The sequence below is a fragment of the Streptomyces sp. CA-243310 genome (genome assembly GCF_050936775.1).
Lineage (GTDB): Bacteria > Actinomycetota > Actinomycetes > Streptomycetales > Streptomycetaceae > Streptomyces.
The window spans coordinates 2651566-2673716 of record NZ_JBNJMF010000002.1 but is presented as its reverse complement, the minus strand read 5'-3'; the positions used below and the strand labels follow the sequence as shown (position 1 = coordinate 2673716).

15 protein-coding genes and 1 pseudogene are annotated in these 22151 nt (G+C 71.5%); 11 read left to right on the top strand and 5 right to left on the bottom strand.

Annotation, left to right across the window (positions count from 1 at the left end; all coding sequences use genetic code 11):
- Positions 1-4 precede the first annotated feature (4 nt).
- The 4 genes from ACQEVM_RS29620 to ACQEVM_RS29605 all read left to right on the top strand — a co-directional run bounded on the left by ACQEVM_RS29620 (position 5) and on the right by ACQEVM_RS29605 (position 5204).
- Positions 5-1690: a thiamine pyrophosphate-binding protein gene (locus tag ACQEVM_RS29620; protein WP_433084036.1), complete on the top strand. Its 1686-nt coding sequence runs from the start codon at positions 5-7 to the stop codon at positions 1688-1690.
- 263 nt (positions 1691-1953) lie between these two features.
- Positions 1954-2391, top strand: coding sequence for a hypothetical protein (locus ACQEVM_RS29615; protein WP_433084034.1), 438 nt, complete (start codon positions 1954-1956; stop codon positions 2389-2391).
- A 10-nt stretch (positions 2392-2401) separates the two neighbouring features.
- A complete protein-coding gene (locus ACQEVM_RS29610; protein WP_433084032.1) occupies positions 2402-4549 on the top strand; it encodes a hypothetical protein in 2148 nt (715 codons plus the stop codon).
- A complete protein-coding gene (locus tag ACQEVM_RS29605) occupies positions 4530-5204 on the top strand; it encodes a hypothetical protein (protein ID WP_433084030.1) in 675 nt (224 codons plus the stop codon). Before ACQEVM_RS29610 ends, ACQEVM_RS29605 begins: the two co-directional genes overlap by 20 nt.
- Here ACQEVM_RS29605 and ACQEVM_RS29600 read toward each other — a convergent pair.
- Positions 5194-5607 carry an ATP-binding protein gene (locus ACQEVM_RS29600; protein ID WP_433084028.1) on the bottom strand — a complete coding sequence of 138 codons (414 nt, stop codon included), beginning with the start codon at positions 5605-5607 and terminating at the stop codon, positions 5194-5196. The two genes, ACQEVM_RS29605 and ACQEVM_RS29600, sit on opposite strands and share 11 nt — an antisense overlap.
- A gap of 160 nt (positions 5608-5767) precedes the next feature.
- On the opposite strand from ACQEVM_RS29600, the gene ACQEVM_RS29595 reads away from it, so the two are divergent.
- From ACQEVM_RS29595 to ACQEVM_RS29580, 4 genes are all read left to right on the top strand, one after another.
- Positions 5768-6529: a GntR family transcriptional regulator gene (locus ACQEVM_RS29595; protein ID WP_433084026.1), complete on the top strand. Its 762-nt coding sequence runs from the start codon at positions 5768-5770 to the stop codon at positions 6527-6529.
- Between the two features lie 162 nt (positions 6530-6691).
- Positions 6692-10603, top strand: a complete 3912-nt coding sequence (locus ACQEVM_RS29590) for an ABC transporter ATP-binding protein (protein WP_433084024.1) — start codon at positions 6692-6694, stop codon at positions 10601-10603.
- A gap of 268 nt (positions 10604-10871) precedes the next feature.
- A complete protein-coding gene (locus tag ACQEVM_RS29585; RefSeq protein ID WP_433084022.1) occupies positions 10872-11237 on the top strand; it encodes a hypothetical protein in 366 nt (121 codons plus the stop codon).
- A 109-nt stretch (positions 11238-11346) separates the two neighbouring features.
- Complete coding sequence (locus tag ACQEVM_RS29580) at positions 11347-12780, top strand: S28 family serine protease (RefSeq protein WP_433084020.1); 1434 nt, start codon at positions 11347-11349, stop codon at positions 12778-12780.
- A 43-nt stretch (positions 12781-12823) separates the two neighbouring features.
- On the opposite strand, the gene ACQEVM_RS29575 is transcribed toward ACQEVM_RS29580, so the two are convergent.
- Entirely contained in the window at positions 12824-14647 is a 1824-nt protein-coding gene (locus tag ACQEVM_RS29575; RefSeq protein WP_433084018.1) for a glycoside hydrolase family 3 protein, read from the bottom strand.
- 99 nt (positions 14648-14746) lie between these two features.
- Positions 14747-15670 (bottom strand): LysR substrate-binding domain-containing protein, encoded by a 924-nt coding sequence (locus ACQEVM_RS29570; protein WP_433084016.1) that lies wholly within the window; start codon positions 15668-15670, stop codon positions 14747-14749.
- A gap of 106 nt (positions 15671-15776) precedes the next feature.
- Between ACQEVM_RS29570 and ACQEVM_RS29565 the strand changes: the two genes are divergently transcribed.
- Complete coding sequence (locus tag ACQEVM_RS29565) at positions 15777-16712, top strand: EamA family transporter (protein ID WP_433084014.1); 936 nt, start codon at positions 15777-15779, stop codon at positions 16710-16712.
- On the opposite strand, the pseudogene ACQEVM_RS29560 reads toward ACQEVM_RS29565, so the two are convergent.
- A pseudogene (locus tag ACQEVM_RS29560) lies at positions 16678-17160 on the bottom strand (GNAT family N-acetyltransferase); the annotation flags it as partial. The gene ACQEVM_RS29565 and the pseudogene ACQEVM_RS29560 overlap by 35 nt on opposite strands.
- Before the next feature lie 144 nt (positions 17161-17304).
- On the bottom strand, positions 17305-17835 hold the full coding sequence (locus ACQEVM_RS29555) for a DUF937 domain-containing protein (RefSeq protein ID WP_433084012.1): 531 nt from the start codon (positions 17833-17835) through the stop codon (positions 17305-17307).
- Positions 17836-18126: 291 nt separating this feature from the next.
- Here ACQEVM_RS29555 and recD2 point away from each other — a divergent pair, with 291 nt between their 5' ends.
- The gene (gene recD2, locus ACQEVM_RS29550; RefSeq protein WP_433084010.1) at positions 18127-20373 is read left to right on the top strand and encodes an SF1B family DNA helicase RecD2; all 2247 of its coding nucleotides are present in this window, start codon (positions 18127-18129) and stop codon (positions 20371-20373) included.
- A gap of 182 nt (positions 20374-20555) precedes the next feature.
- A complete protein-coding gene (locus ACQEVM_RS29545; RefSeq protein ID WP_031149943.1) occupies positions 20556-21845 on the top strand; it encodes a citrate synthase in 1290 nt (429 codons plus the stop codon).
- Positions 21846-22151: the final 306 nt, after the last annotated feature.

The window sequence follows — 22151 nt, the reverse complement described above, 5'->3', positions numbered from 1 at the left end:
CGAAGTGACGCACGACCACGACCTGGTACTCCGTCCCACCGAAGCCCAGAAGGCGGCGGCCCTCGCGCCGCCCCCGGGGCGGACGGGCGGGGACCTGGTCGTGGAGACGTTGCGTTCGCTCGGCGCCACCACCGTGTTCGGGCTGCCGGGGCAGCACGCCCTGGCGATGTTCGACGCGGTGGGACGGTCCGATCTGCGGCTGGTCGGGCTGCGGGTCGAGAACAACGCGGCCTTCGCCGCCGACGCGTACGGCCGGCTGACCGGCGAGGCCGTCCCGCTGCTGCTGTCCACCGGGCCGGGCGCCCTGACCGCCCTGCCCGCCCTCGCGGAGGCCGCGGCGGCCTCCGCCCCCGTCCTCGCCCTCTCCTCCCAGGTCCCGACCGCGGGCCTCGGCGGGGGCCGGCGCGGGCACCTGCACGAACTGCGGGACCAGGCCGCGTCGTTCCGCGAGGTCGTGAAGTCCGTCCACATCGCCCGCACCCCCTCCCAGATCCCCTCGGTCGTCGCCGAGGCCTGGGAGTCGGCGCTGACCGCCCCGCACGGGCCCGTCTGGGTGGAGATCCCGGAGGACGTACTGCGTGCCGAGACCCTGATCCCGCAGGTCACGGGCGTGGACGCGACCCCGCACGAGCTCGCCCCGCGCCCGGAACTCACCGCCGTGGCCGCGCACTGGCTGGAGAACGCCGAACGCCCGGTGATCATCGCGGGCGGCGGGGTCGTGCGCTCCGACGCGGCCGGCAAGCTCAAGCAGCTCGCGGAACGCCTGAACGCACCGGTCGTCACCACCTTCGGCGGCAAGGGCGCCTTCCCGTGGACGCACCCGCTGTCCCTCCAGTCCTGGCTGGAGGACCGCCACATGACGGACTTCCTGGAGGACGCGGACGTCCTGCTCGTCGTGGGCTCGGGGCTCGGCGAACTCTCCTCGAACTACCACACCTTCTTCCCCGAGGGGCGGGTCGTCCAGATCGAGGCGGACCTCGGGAAGCTGGAGTCCAACCACGCGGGCCTGGGCATCCACGCCGACGCCCGACTCGCCCTCCAGGCCCTCCTGGAGACGGTGTCCGAGCGCCCGGACCCGACGGCGCCGGAGCGTGTGCGCCTGGTCCTGTCCGCCATCGCGGCCCGCCTCGCGGAGCAGGACCTGACCCTGGAACAGCAGCTCCTGACGTCGATCCGCGCCGCCCTGCCCGCCCGTTCCCCGTCCTTCTGGGACATGACGATCCTGTCCTACTGGGCCTGGTCCGCCTTCGACGCCAAGCACCCCAACACCATGCACTCGGCCCAGGGCGCGGGCGGCCTCGGCTACGCCTTCCCGGCGGCCCTCGGCGCCTGCGTCGCCGAACCGGGCACCCCGGTCCTGGCCGTCTCGGGCGACGGCGGCGCGATGTACTCGCTCGCGGAGCTGGCCACCGCCAGACAGCACGACCTCGACGTCACCTGGCTGATCGTGGACGACGGCGGCTACGGCATCCTGCGCGAGTACATGACCTCCGCCTTCGAGGGCCGCTCGACGGGCACCGAACTCACCCGCCCCGACTTCGTCGCCCTGGCCGCCTCCTTCGGCGTCCCGGCGGCCACCACCACTGAGGAGACCCTCCGCGAGGACCTCGCCAAGAGCCTCGCCGCCCCCGGCCCGTCGGTCCTGGTCCTCCCGACGGCCCTGCGGATGTTCGCGCCGACGCACCTCTAGAGCCCCGACCAGAGGTTCGGCCAGAGGTCCGGCCAGAGCCGCGGCCAGAGGTTCGGCCAGAGGTCCGGCCAGAGCCCCGGCACGGGTCGTACACGATTCGTACACGGGTTCCCCACGCTTCTTCCGCCCTGTGGGGGCACCCGGTGGCGACTGGGTAGGCTGCCCGAGATCCAACGCAGCGGACCCGGCACGCAGGGGCCGGCACGCGGGGGATCCAACACGCAGCGGCCCGGGGGGCCGAGTCGGAACACGCGGGGGGAACAGTGTCGTTCGAGCAGGAGTGGAACGGTGGCGGGCAGGGCGCGCCCGAAGGCCCGTCCCCGAGGATGAGGCTGAACCAACTCGCCGCCGATCCGGGCGGATCCACCACGCCGGGCATCCCCGGCACCCTCGCGACGGCCCCTCCCGCGAAGAAGAAGGCGGCCAACACCATCGAGAACGTCCTGCAGCCCGGTACGAAGAAGGCGGCGGACGCGGCCGACGAACCGACGAAGACCGCCGTCAAGGCCTTCACCGGCTGGGACACGGCAGCGGGCCTGACGAAGGCGCACACGCACTGGGACGACCAGGTGAAGCGCCTGATGGCCAGGCTCAATTCGGAGAAGACGGCGCTGCGCGGGGCCTCGAACCTGTTCACCGGCAACGACCAGCTGACGGGCCGCAGCTTCCAGCCGGGGCAGTCCAAGGTCGCGGGACTCTAGGGGACTTGGCATGCCGAGCTATTCCGAGATCGTACAGACGGACCTCTCCGCGCTGACCACGGCCGCCGACGGCTGGAAAGCCATGGCGACCCAGTTCAAGACCATGGAGGACGTCTACAAGGACGAGGTCCAGAGCGTGTCCGCCGGCAACGGCTGGATGGGCTCCAGCGCGCAGACCGCCGCCACCAACGCGGGCTTGACGCGAGGGGAGTTCGCCTCCGCGCAGAAGGAGGCGCTGGCCATGGAGTCGCTGCTCCGTGACGCGCACAGCCGGTTCACGGACCTCAAGGGCCGGGTGAAGTCCGCCGTCGCGGACGCCGAGACCGCCGGCATGAAGGTCTCGGACCAGGGCATCGCGAGCTACGACTTCGGCAAGGTCGACGCGGCCACCGCGAAGGCGATCCGCCACGACCCGGACCTCCCGGAGATCGAGCGGTCCTGGACGCGCGGGATAGGCGACGCGGTCAGGGCGGTCACGGAGTTCGACGCCGACGTCAAGACCGCCCTGCTGAACGCCTCGGGCGCCGACGGAACCGCGATGTTCGGCTTCAACTCCAAGCCGGTCGGCGACGTCGAGGCCGTGGAGGCCCTCGCGCTCACCTCGAAGGTCCGCGACGGCAAGGCCTCCCCGGAGGAACTGCGGCACTACAACGAGATCCTCAAGCAGAACGGCGACGACAAGCACTTCAGCGAGGCGTACCTGCACGCCCTCGGCGCGAAGGACACCCTGCACCTCGCCGACCAGATGAACCTGGCGTCCAACGACCGCGGGGCGTCGGCGGCCGACAAGAAGCTCTACGAGTCGATCAACGCCGGCCTCGCCTCGACGGTCGCCTCCGGCACGAAGGACCCCGGGAGCTACGCGTACAAGCCGTTCGTCGACGGGCTCAAGGAGCACGGCGCCGAGCTGGTGGCCGACGGCGCGCGGCCGACGTACGGGTACCAGTCGCTGGTCACCCTCATGGCCAACGGCGACGGCTACGGCAAGCAGTTCCTCAACGACCTCGGCGACGGCATGATCGAGGCCGAGAAGTCGAAGCCGCACATGTACGACCACGCCTACGATTCCCAGCGCCCCAACCTGGTCTCCGACCCGCTGGACGGTCTCCTGGGCATCATGGCCAAGGACCCGGACTCGGCGACGTACTTCCTCGACCCCGACGCGGCCGGCAACAAGAACGAGCACCTGAAGTACCTGCTCAAGGACCGCGACATGCCGGACCCCTGGTTCTCGACCGGCGTCGGCCAGCCGATGGGGATGCACGGCGACAAGACGGCGGGCCTCGGCGCGGCCATCCAGGCGGCGGCCACCGGCCACGTCGACGGCGAGAAGCTGGGCCCGCCCGGCCCCCACACCGAGGGCCAGGCCCGGGTCATGCACAACGCCGTCCGCCTCCTCGACGACGAGATGGGCGGCGACGAGTTCCCCAAGGACCTGGAGGGCCTGCAACAGCCGATGGCGAAAGCACTGGTCGACTACGTCGCCGACACGCACCTCATCCTGGGTGGTCAGGAATCCGATCTGGGGATGGTCAGCGGCAGCGACTCGATCCACGGGTCGGGTGACAAGGCCCAGATCGCAGTCGGCCAGGGCAGCCTGATCCGCGTGATGCGCGGCATCGCGGACGACGGCCCGGCCTACGCCCTGATGGTCGAGGCCGAGCGGGCGTATTCGGCGGAACAGCTCGCCACCGCCGCGCCGTACAAGGGCGACATGCACGGTGTGAGCGCGGACTGGGACAACCGTGCCCACGGCATCGGCGTGGCCAACGGCGCGCTCAACGGCATCGGTGCCGATGTCTACAAGGACAGGGAAGACGACAAGGTCCAGTGGGCAGAGGGCACGTCGGAACACACGGCTGCGGTCGCCAACGGGCTCATCGGCGAGATCCCGGTCGTGAGCACGGTCGGTGGTTCACTGATCGACTCACTGAAGTACGAGTGGGTCGAAGGCATCAAGGACGAGGCCGAGGGGCAGAGCAAGCAGGATTCCAGCAAGAACTACGGTGCGGGCCAACAGGGAACCAACGAATTGTTCGATGTGTGGGGACGTGATCGGAACATCACCGGCGATTCCGCGTTCGGTCACGCGAAGAACGAGGCGGGCGAGGGCTTCACCTCGGGACGGGAGGCTGCTCGTGCACACCTCAAGCCGTGACGTGATCAAGGCTCTCGGGCGCTCGACGGCCGCGCTCGTCTGCGTACTGGCGCTGGCGTCGTGTACCTCGGGCGACTCCGGGGCGGAGGCGGCGAATCCGTGTGGGACCAGCGCCTCTTCGGACGAAGAGGCGCTCGTGCGGAAGATCCTTGCCACCGAGGACTTCGAGACGAAGGCCTACAAGTCCACGAGTGCTCTCGTGGACAAGGTGAAATGGGCGGTACAGCACATGCGGCCGGGGAAGGACTCGTACTTCACCGCCGCATGCCGGTACGAGGTGGATGACGGGCAGCGTGGCGCCTATGCGATCTTCTCGTTCGGCTGGTCCCCCCGGGCGACCTCCGACGTGCCCGTTTCGCCCGGCAGTGCTTCCTACGCATGGAACGGTACGGGCGGCGTGGCGAGCGACAGCGGGGCCACGTTGCTCGTCCAGTGCGACCTTCCCGGCGAACTCGGTGCGCAGTCGCGGAACGTGCGGCTCTCGGCCGACGCCATGTTCTCCTTCCGCCCGTCCCGGCCGGTCGCGGACCAGGCTGCCAAGGATCAGCGGATGACCCTCACGTACCTCATGACCCGCCGCGTCACCGAGGCCCTCGGCTGCGAGAACAAGCCGCTGGAGAAGCCCCCCGTGGTGAAGCGGCTCCCTACCCCTTGACCGGGATCTCGGCCCATACGGCCTTGCCGATTCCATGGGCCCGGGGGTACTGCCCCCACCGCACTGCCAGTGCCGCCACGATCGCGAGCCCCCGGCCGCGCTCGTCCGACTCGTCGGCGGTCCGGGGTGCGAGGACGGCGGCCGGCCCCGCATCGGACACCTCCACCCGGACCACGTCGCCGTACCGCGCGAGCCGGACTCCGATGTCCCTGCCGTGCGGCGCGTGGGCGTGGCGTACGGCGTTGGTGACCAGCTCGGAGAGCAGCAGCTCGGCGGTGTCGGCTGCTGCTCCGGCCACGTTCCACCCCTCGAACAGCTCCCGCAGCAGGGCTCGTGCCCTCCCGGGGGCGCGGGCGCCGCGTGGCAGGATCCAGAGTTCCTGAGCCGCAGGGGGCTGGTTCATCTCCACCTCACATATCTAGATAGGTATGGAGTGAAGCGCTCACTGAGTGATGCCGTCAAGAGATGTCTAGATATGTTCGAGCCTGGCGGATATGGGGCGAAGGTGCACGTCCGTGACCAGTGGGCCCTCTAGGCTGCGTGGCGTGATCAGGGAGGGGCTCATGCCGAGAAAGGCCGCCGGGCGGCAACCGAAATACCAGAGCATGGCCGCCGCTCTGAAGGACGCCATCGCCTCGGGCGAGTACGGCCCCGGAGACCGGTTGCCCGGAGAAAGCGATCTGATGGTCACCTACGGGGTCGCCCGGATGACCGCACGGCAGGCGCTCGGAGTGCTTCAGGCGGAGGGTCTGGCCGAGGCGCGCAAGGGTGCCGGGGTGTTCGTGCGCCACTTCCGGGTCGTCATCAGGCGTCGCGGAATCCAGCGGCTGTCCGTCGAGGTCTGGGGTGCGGGCGGATCCATCTGGGACGCGGATGCCAAGGGGCGTGACCCCGAGGTCGAGTTCATCGGGGTCAAGGAGGAACCGGCCTCGGGCACGATGGCCGTCGCACTCGGCGTCGCCGCCGGCGCGCCCACGTGCGTCCGTCGGCGGAGATTCCTGCTCGACGGGAAGCCCGTCATGCTCGCGACCTCCCACCTGGATGCCGCACTCGTCACCGGGACGCCCATTACCGAGCCCGACTCGGGAGAGGGCGGCATCTACGCCCGCCTGGCCGACCTCGGCCACGCTCCGGCCCGGTTCCGCGAGGAGGTCCGGTCGCGCATGCCCGGCCCCGAGGAGGTCGCCGCGCTGCGGCTCGGGACGGGTACTCCCGTCGTCCTGGTCGTCCGTACCGCCTTCGCCGCCGACGGTCGGGTCGTCGAGGTCAACGAGATGGTCCTCGACTCCTCCGCGTACGTGCTGGAGTACGCCTTCGACGCCTAGGCCCCATACGCCCCTCCCACCCCGCTCCCACCCGCCTCGTCCCACGGTCGGGTGCCGCTCGCGTGCCGTCCCCGTACGGCAGTGCGATTGTTGCGGCGGGATGAAATCCGCCGGTCGGCGCGTTGGGTGAGCGGCGGGAACGAAACAACGGGGAGGCATCACGTGGCGGCGGCGCAGACGGCGACAGGGGAGATACAGGGCTGGGGCAGGAGGCTGGCCGCCTACACCTGGCGGTACCGGCTCAATGTGCTGCTCGCGCTCGGGTCCTCGCTGGGCGGCATGGCCGTCATGGCGCTCGTGCCACTGGTGACCAAGATCATCCTCGACGACGTCATAGGTGACAAGAGTCGGCCCATGGGCCCGTGGGCGGGGATGCTCATAGGCGCGGCCGCGCTCGTGTACGTGATGACGTACATACGCAGGTACTACGGCGGCCGGCTCGCGCTCGATGTGCAGCACGACCTGCGCACCGACATGTACGACTCGATCGCCCGCCTCGACGGCCGTCGCCAGGACGAGCTGTCGACCGGCCAGGTCATCGGTCGCGCCACCAGCGACCTCCAGCTCATCCAGGGCCTGCTGTTCATGCTGCCCATGACCATCGGGAACTTCCTGCTCTTCGGGATATCCCTGGGGATCATGCTGTGGCTGTCGCCGCTGCTGACCCTGGTCGCCCTGCTCATGGCCCCCGTGCTGTGGTTCATCGCCAAGCGCAGCCGCAGGAAGCTCTTCCCCGCCACCTGGTACGCGCAGGCCCAGGCCGCCGCGGTCGCCGGTGTCGTCGACGGGGCCGTGACCGGCGTCCGCGTCGTCAAGGGCTTCGGGCAGGAGGAGCAGGAGACCGGCAAGCTCCGCGAAGCCGGCCGCAGGCTGTTCGGCGGACGGATGCGGGCCATCCGGCTCAACTCGCGCTACACCCCGGCCCTCCAGGCCGTGCCCGCCCTCGGGCAGGTCGCCATCCTGGCCCTCGGCGGCTGGATGGCCACCAAGGGGCAGGTCACCCTCGGTACCTTCGTCGCCTTCTCCACCTACCTCGCGCAGCTCGTCGGCCCCGTCCGCATGCTCGCCATGGTCCTCACCGTCGGCCAGCAGGCCCGCGCCGGCGCCGAGCGGGTCTTCGAGCTGATCGACACCGAACCCGTGATCCGCGAGGGGGAGCGGGAGCTGCCGGCCGACGCGCCCGCCACCGTGGAGTTCGAGGACGTCGTCTTCGGCTACGACCCGGCGCGCCCCGTGCTCGACGGGTTCTCGCTCGCCATCCGGGAGGGCGAGACCGTCGCGCTCGTCGGCGCCTCGGGAAGCGGCAAGTCCACCGTCTCGCTGCTGCTGCCGCGCTTCTACGACGCCGACCGCGGCGCCATCCGGGTCGGGGGGCACGACGTGCGCGACCTGACGTACGGCTCGCTGCGCGGCGCGATCGGGCTGGTGCCCGAGGACTCGTTCCTCTTCTCCGACACCCTCCGCGCCAACATCTCCTACGGGCGCCCCGACGCCACCGACGCGCAGATCGAGGCGGCGGCCCTGGCCGCGCAGGCCGACGGGTTCATCCGCGACCTGCCCGCCGGGTACGAGACCACGGTCGGTGAACAGGGCCTCACCCTCTCCGGCGGCCAGCGCCAGCGCGTCGCGCTCGCCCGCGCCATCCTGACCGACCCCCGGCTGCTGCTCCTCGACGACGCGACGTCCGCCGTCGACGCCCGCGTCGAGCACGAGATCCACGAGGCGCTGCGGGCCGTGATGGCCGGTCGTACGACCCTGCTCATCGCCCACCGCCGGTCCACGCTCGCGCTGGCCGACCGGATCGCGGTACTGGATCGGGGTCGGCTCTCCGACATCGGCACGCACGAGGAGCTGGAGAGCCGCTCGCCCCTCTACCGCAGGCTGCTGACCGATCCCGAGGCCCTCGGCGCCGGTTCCCCGCGCGTCCGCGAGACGCCCGCGATGACCGAGTTCGAACGCGACATCGAGTGCGGTGTCGACCGGGACGTCGAGCGGAACGTCGAGCGGAACGTCGAGCGCGACATCGAGCGCGACATCGACCGGGACATCGAGATCGAGGCGGAGATCGACTCGGAGCCCGTGAACGCCAAGCGCCGGGTCGCCGGCGGGATCACCCCCGAACTCTGGCAGCGCCAGGACGACGCCAAGGCGGCGGCCGGACCCGCCGCGAGCACGGGCCTGCGGGCCCCCGGAGCCGGGCATTCCATGGCCGGGGCGGTCGCGGGGATGCCCGCGACCCCCGAGTTGCTCGCGCAGGTGGCCGCGCTGCCGCCGGCCGACGACCTGCCCGCAGTGGACGAGACCCGGGCCGCGTCGGCCGAGGAGAGCTACGGCCTGCGCCGACTGCTCCGCGGCTTCTGGGCGCCGCTCGCCATCAGCCTCGGCCTGGTCGCGCTCGACGCGGGCGCGGGCCTGCTGCTGCCGATCCTGATCCGGCACGGCATCGACCAGGGCGTCGAGCAGGCCGCCCTGGGCGCGGTGTGGGTGGCCTCCGGGCTGGCCCTCCTGGTGGTCATCGGGCAGTGGGCCGCGCAGTTCTCCGAGACCCGCATGACGGGGCGCACCGGCGAGCGCGTGCTGTACGCCCTGCGCGTCAAGATCTTCGCCCAGCTCCAGCGCCTCGGCCTCGACTACTACGAGCGCGAGCTGACCGGCAAGATCATGACGCGGATGACCACCGACGTCGACGCCCTGTCCACGTTCCTCCAGACCGGGCTCGTCACCGCCGTCGTGTCCGTCTTCACCTTCCTCGGCATCCTGGTGGCCCTCCTCGTCCTCGACGTCGAGCTGGCCCTGATCGTCTTCGCCACCCTGCCCGTGCTGGTCGTCGGCACGATCGTGTTCCGTCGCAAGTCGGTCGCCGCGTACGAGCTGGCACGCGACCGGGTCAGCAGCGTCAACGCCGACCTCCAGGAGTCCGTGGCGGGGCTCCGCATCGTCCAGGCGTTCCGGCGCGAGCACGACGGTGCGGCCCGGTTCGCCGAGCGCAGCGACGCGTACCGCCAGGCCCGGGTGCGCGGCCAGTGGCTGATATCGGTCTACTTCCCGTTCGTGCAACTGCTGTCCTCGGGCGCCGCCGCGGCCGTGCTGATCGCCGGCGCGGGCCGGGTGGAGGCGGCCACGCTCACCACCGGCGCCCTCGTCGCCTACCTGCTCTACATCGACCTGTTCTTCGCCCCCGTCCAGCAGCTCTCCCAGGTGTTCGACGGGTACCAGCAGGCCACCGTCTCCCTGGGCCGGATCCAGGACCTGCTGCGCGAGCCCACCACCACCCCGCGTCCGGCGGATCCTCGCGCGCTGCCCCGGCTTCGGGGCGAGGTCGCCTTCGAGGACGTCCACTTCGCCTACGGCGCCGCCGAGGAGCGGGGGGCGAAGGGCGACGCGTTGGCCGGGATCACCCTGCGGATACCCGCCGGGCAGACCGTCGCCTTCGTGGGCGAGACCGGGGCGGGCAAGTCCACGCTGGTCAAGCTCGTGGCCCGGTTCTACGACCCGACCGGCGGCCGGGTCACCGCGGACGGCGTGGACCTGCGGGAGCTCGACCTGACGGAGTACCGCCACCGGCTCGGGGTCGTCCCCCAGGAGTCGTACCTCTTCCCGGGTACGGTCCGCGACGCCATCGCCTACGGGCGGGCCGAGGCGAGCGACGCCGACGTGGAGGCGGCGGCCCGCGCGGTCGGCGCCCACGACATGATCGCCACCCTCGACGGCGGCTACCTGCACACCGTCGCGGAACGGGGCCGCAACCTGTCGGCCGGTCAGCGCCAGCTGATCGCCCTGGCCCGCGCCGAACTCGTCGACCCGGACGTGCTGCTGCTCGACGAGGCCACCGCCGCCCTCGACCTGGCCACCGAGGCACAGGTCAACCTGGCCACGGAACGGCTCGCCGGCAAGCGCACCACGCTCGTCGTGGCACACCGGTTGACCACGGCCGCCCGCGCCGACCGGGTCGTCGTCATGGACCGGGGCCGCGTCGTGGAGGACGGCACGCACGGTGAACTCCTCGCGCGGGGCGGCCGGTACGCCGAGCTGTGGCGGACCTTCGCGGGGGAGGACGAGCGGGCCGCGGCCTGACCCCCCGTCCGCTCCCCGACACCCGATCCGCGTCCTGTCACAGCCGCCGGCACCGCGCCGCCGCCAACGCCGGCGGCGCGGTGCCGGCGCCTCTACAGCCGTCCCCGCGCGCCCTGTTCGGGCATGGACCTGCCCCTTCGGGGTGCCCTTGTGGGGTGCAACCATCCGGGGGGTCCGCGCGTCGTACGTACGTGCGTGCGCACGACGTGCGCCGGATCGGGGGACCAGCGTGATGCAGAGGCGAAGCAGGCGCGGCCGGACACGGACCGTGACCTTCGGGGTGTTCGGGGCGGCACTGTGGCTGGGTGTCACAGGGGTCATCGCGGCGCCCCCGGCGCAGGCGGCGACCACCGGGTGCGGGGGGCGGCTGGTGAGGACGCTGCCCTTCTCGACGGGCGAGGTGCGGGTCTACAAGAGCCGTACCCAGGCCTGCGCGATCACGGTCGCCTCGCGGCCGGGCGAGCGCCGGGAGATGGCGGTGAGCATCCAGCCGCGCGGCGGTGTGCCGGTGCGCGACGCGGGCCGATTCACCAGGTACGCGGGCCCCGTCACCGTCGGCGCGATCAACCGCTGCGTGTTCGTCAAGGGCAGCGTGGCCGCCGGATCGACCTCTTCCGGCTGGATCCTGTGCTGATCGTGGCTTGATCACGACTTTGCGGCCGATCGATCCAACCGGGTCTGTTCAGCGGCGTGTCGACCCCGCTAGGTTCACGGCGACCGAAGTGAACTCAAGGGGAGGGTGCATGCGCAAGACGCTCGGATGGCTGCTGTCGCTCGTGGTGCTCATCGGCACCATGGGCGCGGCCGGTGTCACGGCTCAGGCGGCCACCGCCGCGGGGCCGACCGCCGCCACGGACATCAAGGACCGGATCCTCGGCATCCCGGGGATGAGTCTGATCGAGGAGAAGCCGTACCCCGGGTACCGCTTCTTCGTACTCAACTACGAGCAGCCGGTCGACCACCGGAACCCGTCGAAGGGCACCTTCAAGCAGCGCCTCACCCTGCTGCACAAGGACACGTCCCGGCCCACGGTCTTCTTCACCTCCGGCTACAACGTCAACACCAACCCGCGCCGGAGCGAGCCGACGACCATCGTCGACGGCAACCAGGTGTCCCTGGAGTATCGATTCTTCACGCCCTCCCGGCCCGAGCCGGCCAACTGGGGCAACCTGGACATCTGGCAGGCCGCCAGCGACCAGCACCGCATCTTCACCGCCTTCAAGAAGATCTACAGCAAGAACTGGATCGCCACGGGCGGCAGCAAGGGCGGCATGACGGCGACGTACTACGAGCGCTTCTACCCGCGTGACATGGACGGTGTCGTCGCGTACGTCGCGCCGAACGACGTCAACAACAAGGAGGACTCGGCGTACGACCGGTTCTTCAACAAGGTCGGCACCAAGGAGTGCCGCGACAAGCTGAACAACGTGCAGCGCGAGGCGCTGATCCGCCGCGTTCCGCTGGAGGCCAAGTACGCGACCGCCGCCACCGAGAACGGCTGGACCTTCACCACCGTCGGGAACCTCGACAAGGCCTACGAGGCCGTCGTGCTCGACTACAGCTGGGCGTTCTGGCAGTACAGCCTGCTGGCCGACTGCGCCGCGATCCCGACCGCCGCGACCGCGTCCGACCAGGAGATCTGGGACACGATCGACGCGATCTCGGGCTTCTCGGCCTACGCCGACCAGGGCCTTGAGACGTACACGCCGTACTACTACCAGGCGGGTACCCAGCTCGGTTCGCCCGACATCAAGCAGCCGCACCTCAAGGGCCTGAGCCGCTACGGCTACCAGCCGCCGCGCAACTTCGTGCCCCGCGACATCCCGATGACCTTCCAGCCGGGGGCCATGACGGACGTGGACCGCTGGGTGCGCGACAACGCGAACCAGATGCTGTTCGTGTACGGGCAGAACGACCCGTGGGGCGCCGAGCCCTTCCACCTCGGGTACAAGGTCAAGGACAGCTACGTGATGATCGCGCCGGGCGCCAACCACGGGGCGAACGTCGCGCAGCTCCAGGAGGGCGAGAAGGCCCTCGCGACCGCGCGGATCCTGAAGTGGGCCGGGGTGGCCCCGGCCGCCGCGCTCACCGACTCGGCGAAGGCGAAGCCGCTGGCCTCGCCGGACGCGCGGCTCGACCAGCGGGACCTGGAGCGCGAGCCGCAGCTGCGGCCGTAACCCTCCCGCAGGGGTTCGGGGCCGCGGGCCGGCGTACGGGGACCTACTCGTACGCAAGCCCGTGGCCCAGCGGGTAGCGGCCCGGCACCGGGACCGGGAGACGGCCCTCGGGCCGCCGCCGGCCGGTGATCACCCGGGCCGCCGCCCGCATCTCCACGTCCGTCCAGCAGTACGTCGCCACCTCCGCCGCGCACGTCGGCAGCCGGGCCGGGTCGTACGGGTTGCGGATCGCCACCACGACCACGGGGACCCCGGACGCGAGCAGTTCCGTCACCAGGGCGCGCTGCGGGCTCTCGCCCTCCGGGACGTTGTACGTGCACACGAGGACGGCCGCGTGGCCCGGAGCCGCCGCGACCGCGCGGCCCGGGGGCACCGCCGACGCCCGGCAGCCCAGGGCGGTCAGCTCCCGCGCCAGTACCTCCGTGGGAGGTCCGGTGGTACCCGAGGGGGACACCGGGTCCGTCCCCGTCACCAACAGCCGCGGCGCGAGAGCCGGGTCCAGGGGCAGCAACCGCAGGGGATTGGCCAGCAGGGTCGTCGTACCGGCCGCGATCTCGTCGGCGGCGGCCAGGTGCGCGGGCGTGCCGACGGCGGCGTCCACCGCACGGGCCGAGGTGTAGGGGTCCTCGAACAACCCGCGTCGGGCCTTCAGTTCCAGGATCCGCAGGACCGATTCCTCGATGCGGGCCTCCGTCAGCTCGCCCGACTCCACGGCCGCGAGCACGCTGCGGTGCGCGAGCGCGAGGTCCGGCGGGTTCAGCAGCTGATCGCAGCCCGCCTTCAGCGCCAGTACCGGGACCCGGTCGTCCCCGTACTTCTGGCGGACCCCGGCCATGTCGAGGGCGTCGGTGACCACCACCCCCCGGAAGCCGAGGCGTTCGCGCAGGATGCCGGTCACGATCGGCCGGGAGAGCGTCGCCGGGTCCAGCGACGGGTCGAGCGCGGGGAAGACGATGTGCGCCGTCATGACGACGTCCACTCCCGCCTCGACGGCCGCGCGGAACGGGGGTTCGTCCAGCTCCTCCCAGACGGCGCGGGTGTGCCGCATCACCGGGAGCCCGACGTGGCTGTCCGTCTCGGTGTCGCCGTGGCCGGGGAAGTGCTTCGCCGCGGCGGCCACCCCCGCCCCCTGGTAGCCGCGGACCTGTGCGGCGACCAGGGCCGCCACCGCGCGCGGGTCGGAGCCGAAGGACCGTACGCCGATCACCGGGTTGGCCGGGTTGACGTTCACGTCGGCCACCGGCGCGTAGTCCTGCCGGATGCCCATCGCGGCCAGTTCCACGCCCGCGATCCGCGCCGCCCGGCGGGCCCGCGCGGCCGAACCCCCCGCGCCCAGCGCCATCGCCCCCGGCAGCAGGGTCGCCGGCCTGCCGATCCGGGTGACGGCGCCGTGCTCCTGGTCGGTGGAGAGCAGCAGCGGCACGCCCGCCCCGGTGGCCGCCGCCGCCCGCTGGAGACCGTTGGACAGGTCGGCGATCTGGTGCGGGGCCCGGGTGTTGTGGGCCCAGGCGAAGTAGACGATCCCGCCGAGGTGGTAGCGGGCGACGAGTTCGGCGGCGGTGCGCACCCCGAAGAGCGTCAGGTTCTGCTCGGCGTCCGCCGGATCCGGGTCGGTCGCCGAATGCCCGTACACCCGGGACACGAAGAGTTGGCCGACCTTCTCGGCCAGGCTCATCCCGGCCGTCGACCGGCGCAGCGCGGCCCGGTCGGGCCGATGACTCCAGGGCCCGCCCGGGGTCCGCCCCGGGGCGCGTGGGTCGTCCGGGGCGTGGTGGGCGCCCGAGGCCGCGGAGGCGGCCCCGGCGGCCGTGACGGCGGCAAGGGCGGCCGCGGCGAGCAGGGACCGGCGGGAGGCGTGGTGTGACACCCGCCGGACGCTACTGCCGGGGCGCGCCGGGGGAGTCCCGGACACTCGCGGAGTCCCCCGGACGGGGTGCGGCCGGCGCGGCCGGCGCCGCCTCGCGCGTCAGGGCCCGGTCTCCGGCCCCGGGGCCGCCGCGACCCAGTGTTCCCGGAGCGTGCGCACCGTCTCGGTGATGGCCGGGCGTCGGGCGGCCCCGGTCCGCCACAGGGCGTACAGCCTGCGCACCGGACCCGGTTCGAGCCGGACGGCCACCGCCCCCGGCGGCAACGCGCCGGTGCCCAGGCGCGGTACGACGGCCACGCCCAGTCCGGCGGCGACCAACGCCACGATGGTGTGGTTCTCCTCGGCGACGTGCGCGATGTCCGGCTCGAACCCGGCGGTGCGCAGCGTCCGGGTCAACCAGTCGTGGCAGACCCGCCCCGGCGGCTGGCACACCCACCGCTGGCCGCCCAGGTCCGCCCGCCGGATCACGGCCCGCGCGGTGAACGGGTGCCCCGCCGGCACCACCAGCCGGCAGGGGTCGTCCCCGATGACCGCCTGCTCGACGCCCTCGGGGGCCGGCAGTGGGGCGATGTCCCAGTCGTGCGCCACCGCCAGGTCGGTGACCCCGCGGGCCACCAGGTCCACCGAGAGGTGGGGGTCCACCTCCGTGAGGCGGACGTCCAGGGCCGGATGCCGGGCGGCCAGGTCGGCCAGCACCGCCGGCAGCAGGCCGCGCGCCGCCGAGGCGAAGGCGGCCACCGTCAGCAGCCCGCTCGGCTGCCCTCGCCGCTCCTCCAACGTGGTCTCGGCGCGTTCCACGATCGCCAGCAACTCCCGCGCGGTGTCGGCGAGATGCCGGGCCTCCTCGGTGAGGGCGACCCCGCGACCGCGCCGTTCCAGCAGTGTGGTGCGGGTCTCCCGTTCCAGCTTGGCGATCTGCTGGGAGACGGCCGAGGGGGTGTAGCCGAGTGCCGCCGCCGCGCCCGCGACCGAACCGTGGACGGAGACGGCGTGCAGGGCGCGCAGCCGAGCCAGATCGAGCATGGGCCCAGGATAGACCCGGGAGCCCGACCATTCGTAAGCGATGCTTCATCCATCCCGGAAGAGATCCGCGCTGGTGCTACATGGTCCGGAGGCTGATGCTCGGACCATGCGTCCCGTACACACCGCACTCGCCGTTCTCGTCGCCGCCGTCTGGGGCTTCAACTTCGTCGTCATCGAGATCGGACTCGGCCACTTCCCGCCCCTGCTGCTCTCCGCCCTGCGCTTCCTCGTCGCCGCGCTGCCCGCCGTGTTCCTCGTCGGCCGGCCCAAGGTCGCCTGGAAGTGGGTCGTCGGCGTCGGAGTGGCCCTCGGCATCGCCAAGTTCGGCCTCCTGTTCACCGGCATGGCCGCCGGGATGCCGGCCGGCCTCTCCTCCCTGGTCCTCCAGGTCCAGGCCGTCTTCACCGCCGTCCTCGCCACCGTCGTGCTGCGCGAGCGGCCCGGCCGGGTACGGCTGATCGGCATGGTCGTCGCGCTCGCCGGGATCGGCGTCGCCGCCGCCGACGGGGGCGCCTCCGGGCCGGTGCTCGGCTTCGTCCTGGTCGTCGCGGCCGCCGCCTGCTGGGGCGTGTCCAACGTGCTGACCCGCAAGGCCGCCCCGCCCGACGCGCTGAACTTCATGGTCTGGGTGTGCACCGTCCCGGTGCTGCCGCTGCTCGCGCTCTCGCTGCTGCTGGAGGGACCCGAGCGGGACCTGGCCGCGCTGCGGGCCCTGGACTGGTCCGGGGTGGCCGTCATCGGTTACGTCGCCTGGGTGTCGACGGTGTTCGGCTTCGGCGCCTGGGGCCACCTGCTGCGCCGCTACCCGGCCTCCTCGGTGGCGCCGTTCTCGCTGCTGGTACCCGTGTTCGGGATGTCCTCGGCCGCGCTGGTCCTCGGCGAGTCCGTCTCCGGCCTGCGCTGGTTGGCCGCCGTGCTCCTCGTCGGCGGGGTCGGCCTGACCTCCCTGGCGCCCGCACGGGCGAAGCCCCGTACGGCCGCCGTCGCGCCCCTCGGCGCGGTGGGAGCTACCGGAGCGGCAGCCGCCAGTCCTGCCCCGTGAGCGCGACCCCGTACGAGCGGTGCGGCCGTTCGGCGACCAGGGTGAATCCGGCCCGCCGGTAGACGGAACGGGCCGACTCCAGGACGTCGTTCGTCCACAGCACCAGCTCGCGGTAGCCGACCGAGCGGGCGAAGGAGACGACGGTGTCGACGAGGAGGGCTCCGACGCCGTGACCGCGCGCCTTCGGCTCGACCAGCAGCAGCCGCAGGCGCGCGGCGCCGGGCTGTCCGTCTTCGCGTACGCACATCACCGAGCCGACCGGCTCGCCGTTCAGCTCGGCGATCCAGACGCGCTCCAGATGGGGGTCGTGGTCCTCGGCGAACCGTGCGACGACCCCGGCCACCAGGCCCTCGAACTCCTGGTTCCAGCCGTACTCGGCGGCGTACAGGGCGCCATGCCGCGACACGATCCACCCCAACTCGCCGGGGACCGGCTCCCGTAGCCGAACCCGCGCGGAAGAGTGGTCACCAGGGGGCTCCATGGCGCCCGAGGATAGCGCGCGGAGCGGGCCGGGGGCACCGGGCCCGCCCCCGCGGGGACGGCCCGGCGCACGCGGCGCGCGGCTGCTCCGGACGGGTGGCCGCCCCGGGACCTACTTCTTGCCGCCATCCAGGATCTGCCCCAACACGTCACCGAGGCCACCGCCCGGCGCCGGCCCGGAACCCGCTCCCGCGGAACCCGGCGCCGCGCCGGGGGCCGCGCCCGTGCCCTTGTCGGCCGCCCGCTTGGCGAAGACCGCCAACACCACCGGGATCAGCAGCTCGATGACCCGGGCGACGGTGGGCGCGGGGATGCCGGTCTTCTTCGACACCGCGTTGGCCACCGGCTTGCTCACCTTGGCGAGGACGCCGGCCATCAGCCCGCCGCCCAGCAGCCCGCCGCCGAGCGTGGCCACGCCCTGCAACGGCGGTTCGGCCACCTCCGCGACGGCCTGGCGGACCTCGTCGCCGTCGTGGTCGTCGGCCTCGACCTTCTGCTGGAGGTCACCGGTCATCGCGCCGACCGTGGTCGCGATCGTGTCGCGCGCGCCGGCCGCGTCGGTGCCGAGGAGGCCCGCGATCTCGGTGAGCCTGTCGTCGTCGAGCTCATGGAGCACGTCGTCCTGGAAAGAGGGTTCGCTCATGCCTGAAACGCTACGTCTGAGGTGATTGCGTGGCATCTCGGATCGCACTCGCGTACGGCTCGGGTAATGGAGAGGCAAAGACGTGGATCGCCGTGCAACCCCCGATGGGTGTGGCGGGTCGTATGGTGCGTCGGGACTTTCGGGAGGGGATCCGGGGGGATCGGGAAGTCCGACGAGGGAGGGGTAACCGTGAGGGGGTCCGGCCGGAAGGTCGGACCCCCTTCTGGTCGCCCGGCACCCGGTTCTCCACAGGCCCGCCGCGCCGTCGGTGGCGCCCGGTAGCTTCAGGGCATGACTACCACCAGCGGAGCGGTGCAACCGGCAGTGGTCGAGGGGGTGCTGGAGCGCATCACCTACGCCAACGAGGAGAGCGGCTACACCGTCGCCCGCGTCGACACGGGACGCGGTTCCGGCGACCTCCTCACCGTCGTCGGATCGCTCCTCGGGGCGCAGCCCGGCGAATCCCTGCGCATGGAGGGCCGCTGGGGCTCCCACCCCCAGTACGGCAGGCAGTTCAGCGTCGAGAACTACTCCACCATCCTTCCCGCCACCATCCAGGGCATCCGGCGCTACCTCGGCTCCGGCCTCATCAAGGGCATCGGACCGAAGATCGCCGACCGGATCGTGGAGCACTTCGGCCTCGACACCCTGGACGTCATCGAGGAAGCGCCCAAGCGGCTCATCGAGGTCCCCGGGCTCGGCCCCAAGCGGACGAAGCTGATCGGCGCCGCCTGGGAGGAGCAGAAGGCCATCAAGGAGGTCATGGTCTTCCTCCAGGGAGTCGGCGTCTCCACCTCCATCGCGGTGCGCATCTACAAGAAGTACGGCGACGCCTCCATCTCCGTCGTGCGCAACCAGCCCTACCGGCTCGCCGCCGACGTCTGGGGCATCGGCTTCCTGACCGCCGACCGCATCGCCCAGGCCGTCGGCATCCCCCACGACAGCCCCGAGCGGGTCAAGGCCGGGCTCCAGTACGCCCTGTCCCAGTCCACCGACCAGGGCCACTGCTTCCTCCCCGAGGAACGGCTGATCGCCGACGGGGTCAAACTCCTCCAGGTGGACACCGGGCTGGTCATCGACTGCCTCGCCGAACTGGCCGCCGACCCCGAGGGGGTGGTCCGCGAGCCCGTGCCCGACCCCCAGGGCGGCCCGCCCCTCACCGCGGTCTACCTGGTCCCCTTCCACCGGGCCGAACTGTCCCTGGTCGGCCAGGTCCGCCGGCTCCTGCACGCCGAGGAGGACCGGATGCCGGGCTTCCGCGACGTGGACTGGGAGAAGGCCCTGGACTGGCTGGCGGGCCGCACCGGGGCCAAGCTCGCCCCCGAACAGCGCGAGGCGGTCCAACTCGCCCTCACCCGCAGGGTCGCCGTCCTCACCGGCGGCCCCGGCTGCGGCAAGTCCTTCACCGTCCGCTCGATCGTGGAACTGGCCCGCGCCAAGAAGGCCAAGGTGCTGCTCGCCGCGCCCACCGGCCGCGCCGCGAAACGCCTCTCGGAACTCACCGGGGCCGAGGCCTCCACCGTGCACCGGCTGCTGGAGCTGAAACCCGGCGGGGACGCGGCGTACGACCGGGAGCGCCCGCTGGACGCCGATCTCGTCGTGGTGGACGAGGCCTCGATGCTGGACCTGCTGCTCGCCAACAAACTGGTCAAGGCCGTCGCTCCCGGCGCGCACCTGCTGTTGGTCGGAGACGTGGACCAGCTCCCCTCGGTCGGCGCCGGGGAAGTGCTCCGCGACCTGCTCGCCGAGGGCGGCCCGGTGCCCGCCGTACGGCTGACCCGGATCTTCCGGCAGGCGCAGCAGTCGGGCGTCGTCACCAACGCGCACCGGATCAACACCGGCGTACAGCCCCTCACCGACGGCCTGCCGGACTTCTTCCTCTTCCCCGAGGAGGACACCGAGGAGGCGGGCCGGCTCACCGTGGACGTCGCCGCACGTCGCATTCCGGCCAAGTTCGGCCTCGATCCGCGCCGGGACATCCAGGTCCTCGCGCCCATGCACCGGGGCCCGGCCGGCGCCGGGAACCTCAACGCCCTGCTGCAACAGGCCATCACGCCGGCCCGCCCCGACCTGCCCGAGAAGAGGTTCGGCGGCCGGGTCTTCCGGGTGGGCGACAAGGTCACCCAGATCCGGAACAACTACGAGAAGGGCGCCAACGGTGTCTTCAACGGCACGGTGGGCGTGGTCACCGCCCTCGACCTGGACGAACAGAAACTGACGGTGCGCACGGAGGAGGACGAGGAGGTCGGCTACGAGTTCTCCGAACTCGACGAGCTGGCCCACGCGTACGCCGTCACCATCCACCGTTCCCAGGGGAGTGAATATCCGGCGGTCGTGATCCCGGTCACCACCGGGGCTTGGATGATGCTCCAGCGCAATCTGCTCTACACGGCGGTGACCAGGGCGAAGAAACTGGTCGTCCTGGTCGGGTCACGGAAGGCCCTCGGCCAGGCGGTGCGTACGGTTTCCGCAGGCAGGAGGTACACGGCGGTGGCGCCCAGGCTGTCCGGCCGGATACCGGTGGGAAACATCACCTAAATGATCGATCATTTGGGGTTCCCGCCGCAGTCCGGAGCGGGCAGGATGAGCAGGTTGGCGGCACTCAGTGCCGCCAAAGCCACCAAAGGCCGACCCCGAGTGCACTCTCCTGCGCCAAATGGGGGAAGGTAGAGGCAGTCAGGGCACCTCGAAGAAGAGGCACTACGTCGGTGAGGGATGACGTGAGCGACAACTCTGTAGTACTCCGGTACGCGGACGGTGAATACACCTACCCGGTGGTCGAGAGCACCGTCGGTGACCAGGGCTTCGACATCTCGAAGCTGCGGGCCCAGACCGGGCTCGTCACCTTGGACAGTGGCTACGGCAACACCGCCGCCTACAAGTCCGCGATTACCTACCTCGACGGCGAGCAGGGAATCCTGCGTTATCGCGGCTACCCGATCGAGCAGCTGGCCGAGCGTTCGACCTTCATCGAGGTCGCGTACCTGCTGATCAACGGGGAGCTGCCGACCGTCGACCAGCTCGCGTCGTTCCGCAACGAGATCACCCAGCACACGCTGCTCCACGAGGACGTCAAGCGGTTCTACGACGGCTTCCCGCGCGACGCGCACCCGATGGCGATGCTGTCCTCCGTGGTCAGCGCGCTGTCGACGTTCTACCAGGACAGCCACAACCCGTTCGACGAGAAGCAGCGCCACCTCTCGACGATCCGGCTGCTGGCCAAGCTCCCGACGATCGCCGCGTACGCGTACAAGAAGTCGGTCGGCCACCCCGTGGTCTACCCGCGCAACGACCTCGGCTACGTCGAGAACTTCCTGCGCATGACCTTCTCCGTGCCGGCCCAGGAGTACGACCTGGACCCGGTCGTGGTGTCGGCGCTCGACAAGCTGCTGATCCTGCACGCGGACCACGAGCAGAACTGTTCGACGTCCACCGTGCGTCTGGTCGGCTCCTCGCAGGCGAACATGTTCGCCTCGATCTCCGCCGGCATCTCGGCCCTGTGGGGTCCGCTGCACGGTGGCGCCAACCAGTCCGTTCTGGAGATGCTGGAAGGCATCAAGAACGACGGCGGCGACGTCGACGCCTTCATCCGCAAGGTGAAGAACAAGGAAGACGGCGTCCGCCTCATGGGCTTCGGGCACCGCGTCTACAAGAGCTTCGACCCCCGGGCGAAGATCATCAAGGCGGCGGCCCACGATGTCCTCTCGGCGCTCGGCAAGAGCGACGAACTGCTCGACATCGCGCTCAAGCTGGAAGAGCACGCGCTGGCCGACGAGTACTTCGTCGAGCGCAACCTCTACCCGAACGTGGACTTCTACACCGGCCTGATCTACCGGGCCATGGGCTTCCCGACCGAGATGTTCACCGTGCTCTTCGCGATCGGCCGGCTTCCCGGCTGGATCGCCCAGTGGCACGAGATGATCAAGGAGCCCGGCTCCCGCATCGGCCGTCCGCGCCAGATCTACACCGGCGAGGTCCTGCGCGACTTCGTTCCGGTCGAGGCCCGCTGACCCGAGGTCAAGAGCCGCGCGAACGCGTACGAAAAGCGCCCCGCCGTCGATCCCCCCACGGGTCGACGGTCGGGGCGCTTTCCTTTCCCCGGAACGGATTCCCCCCACGGGACCCGAGCCGAGGTGTCGGCGAGGAGCGCCGCGTCGGGGCACTCCAATGGGGCTTTTGCCGGGACCCGTACGGGTCGGGAGGGCCGCTCAAAGCTCCCCGTTGAGCACGCGTCCCGGCCGGCTGATGCCTCGGGACGTCCCCCAAGACCTCCCGCGAACGTCCCCCAAGACGTTCCTGGCACCGCCCCATTAGAC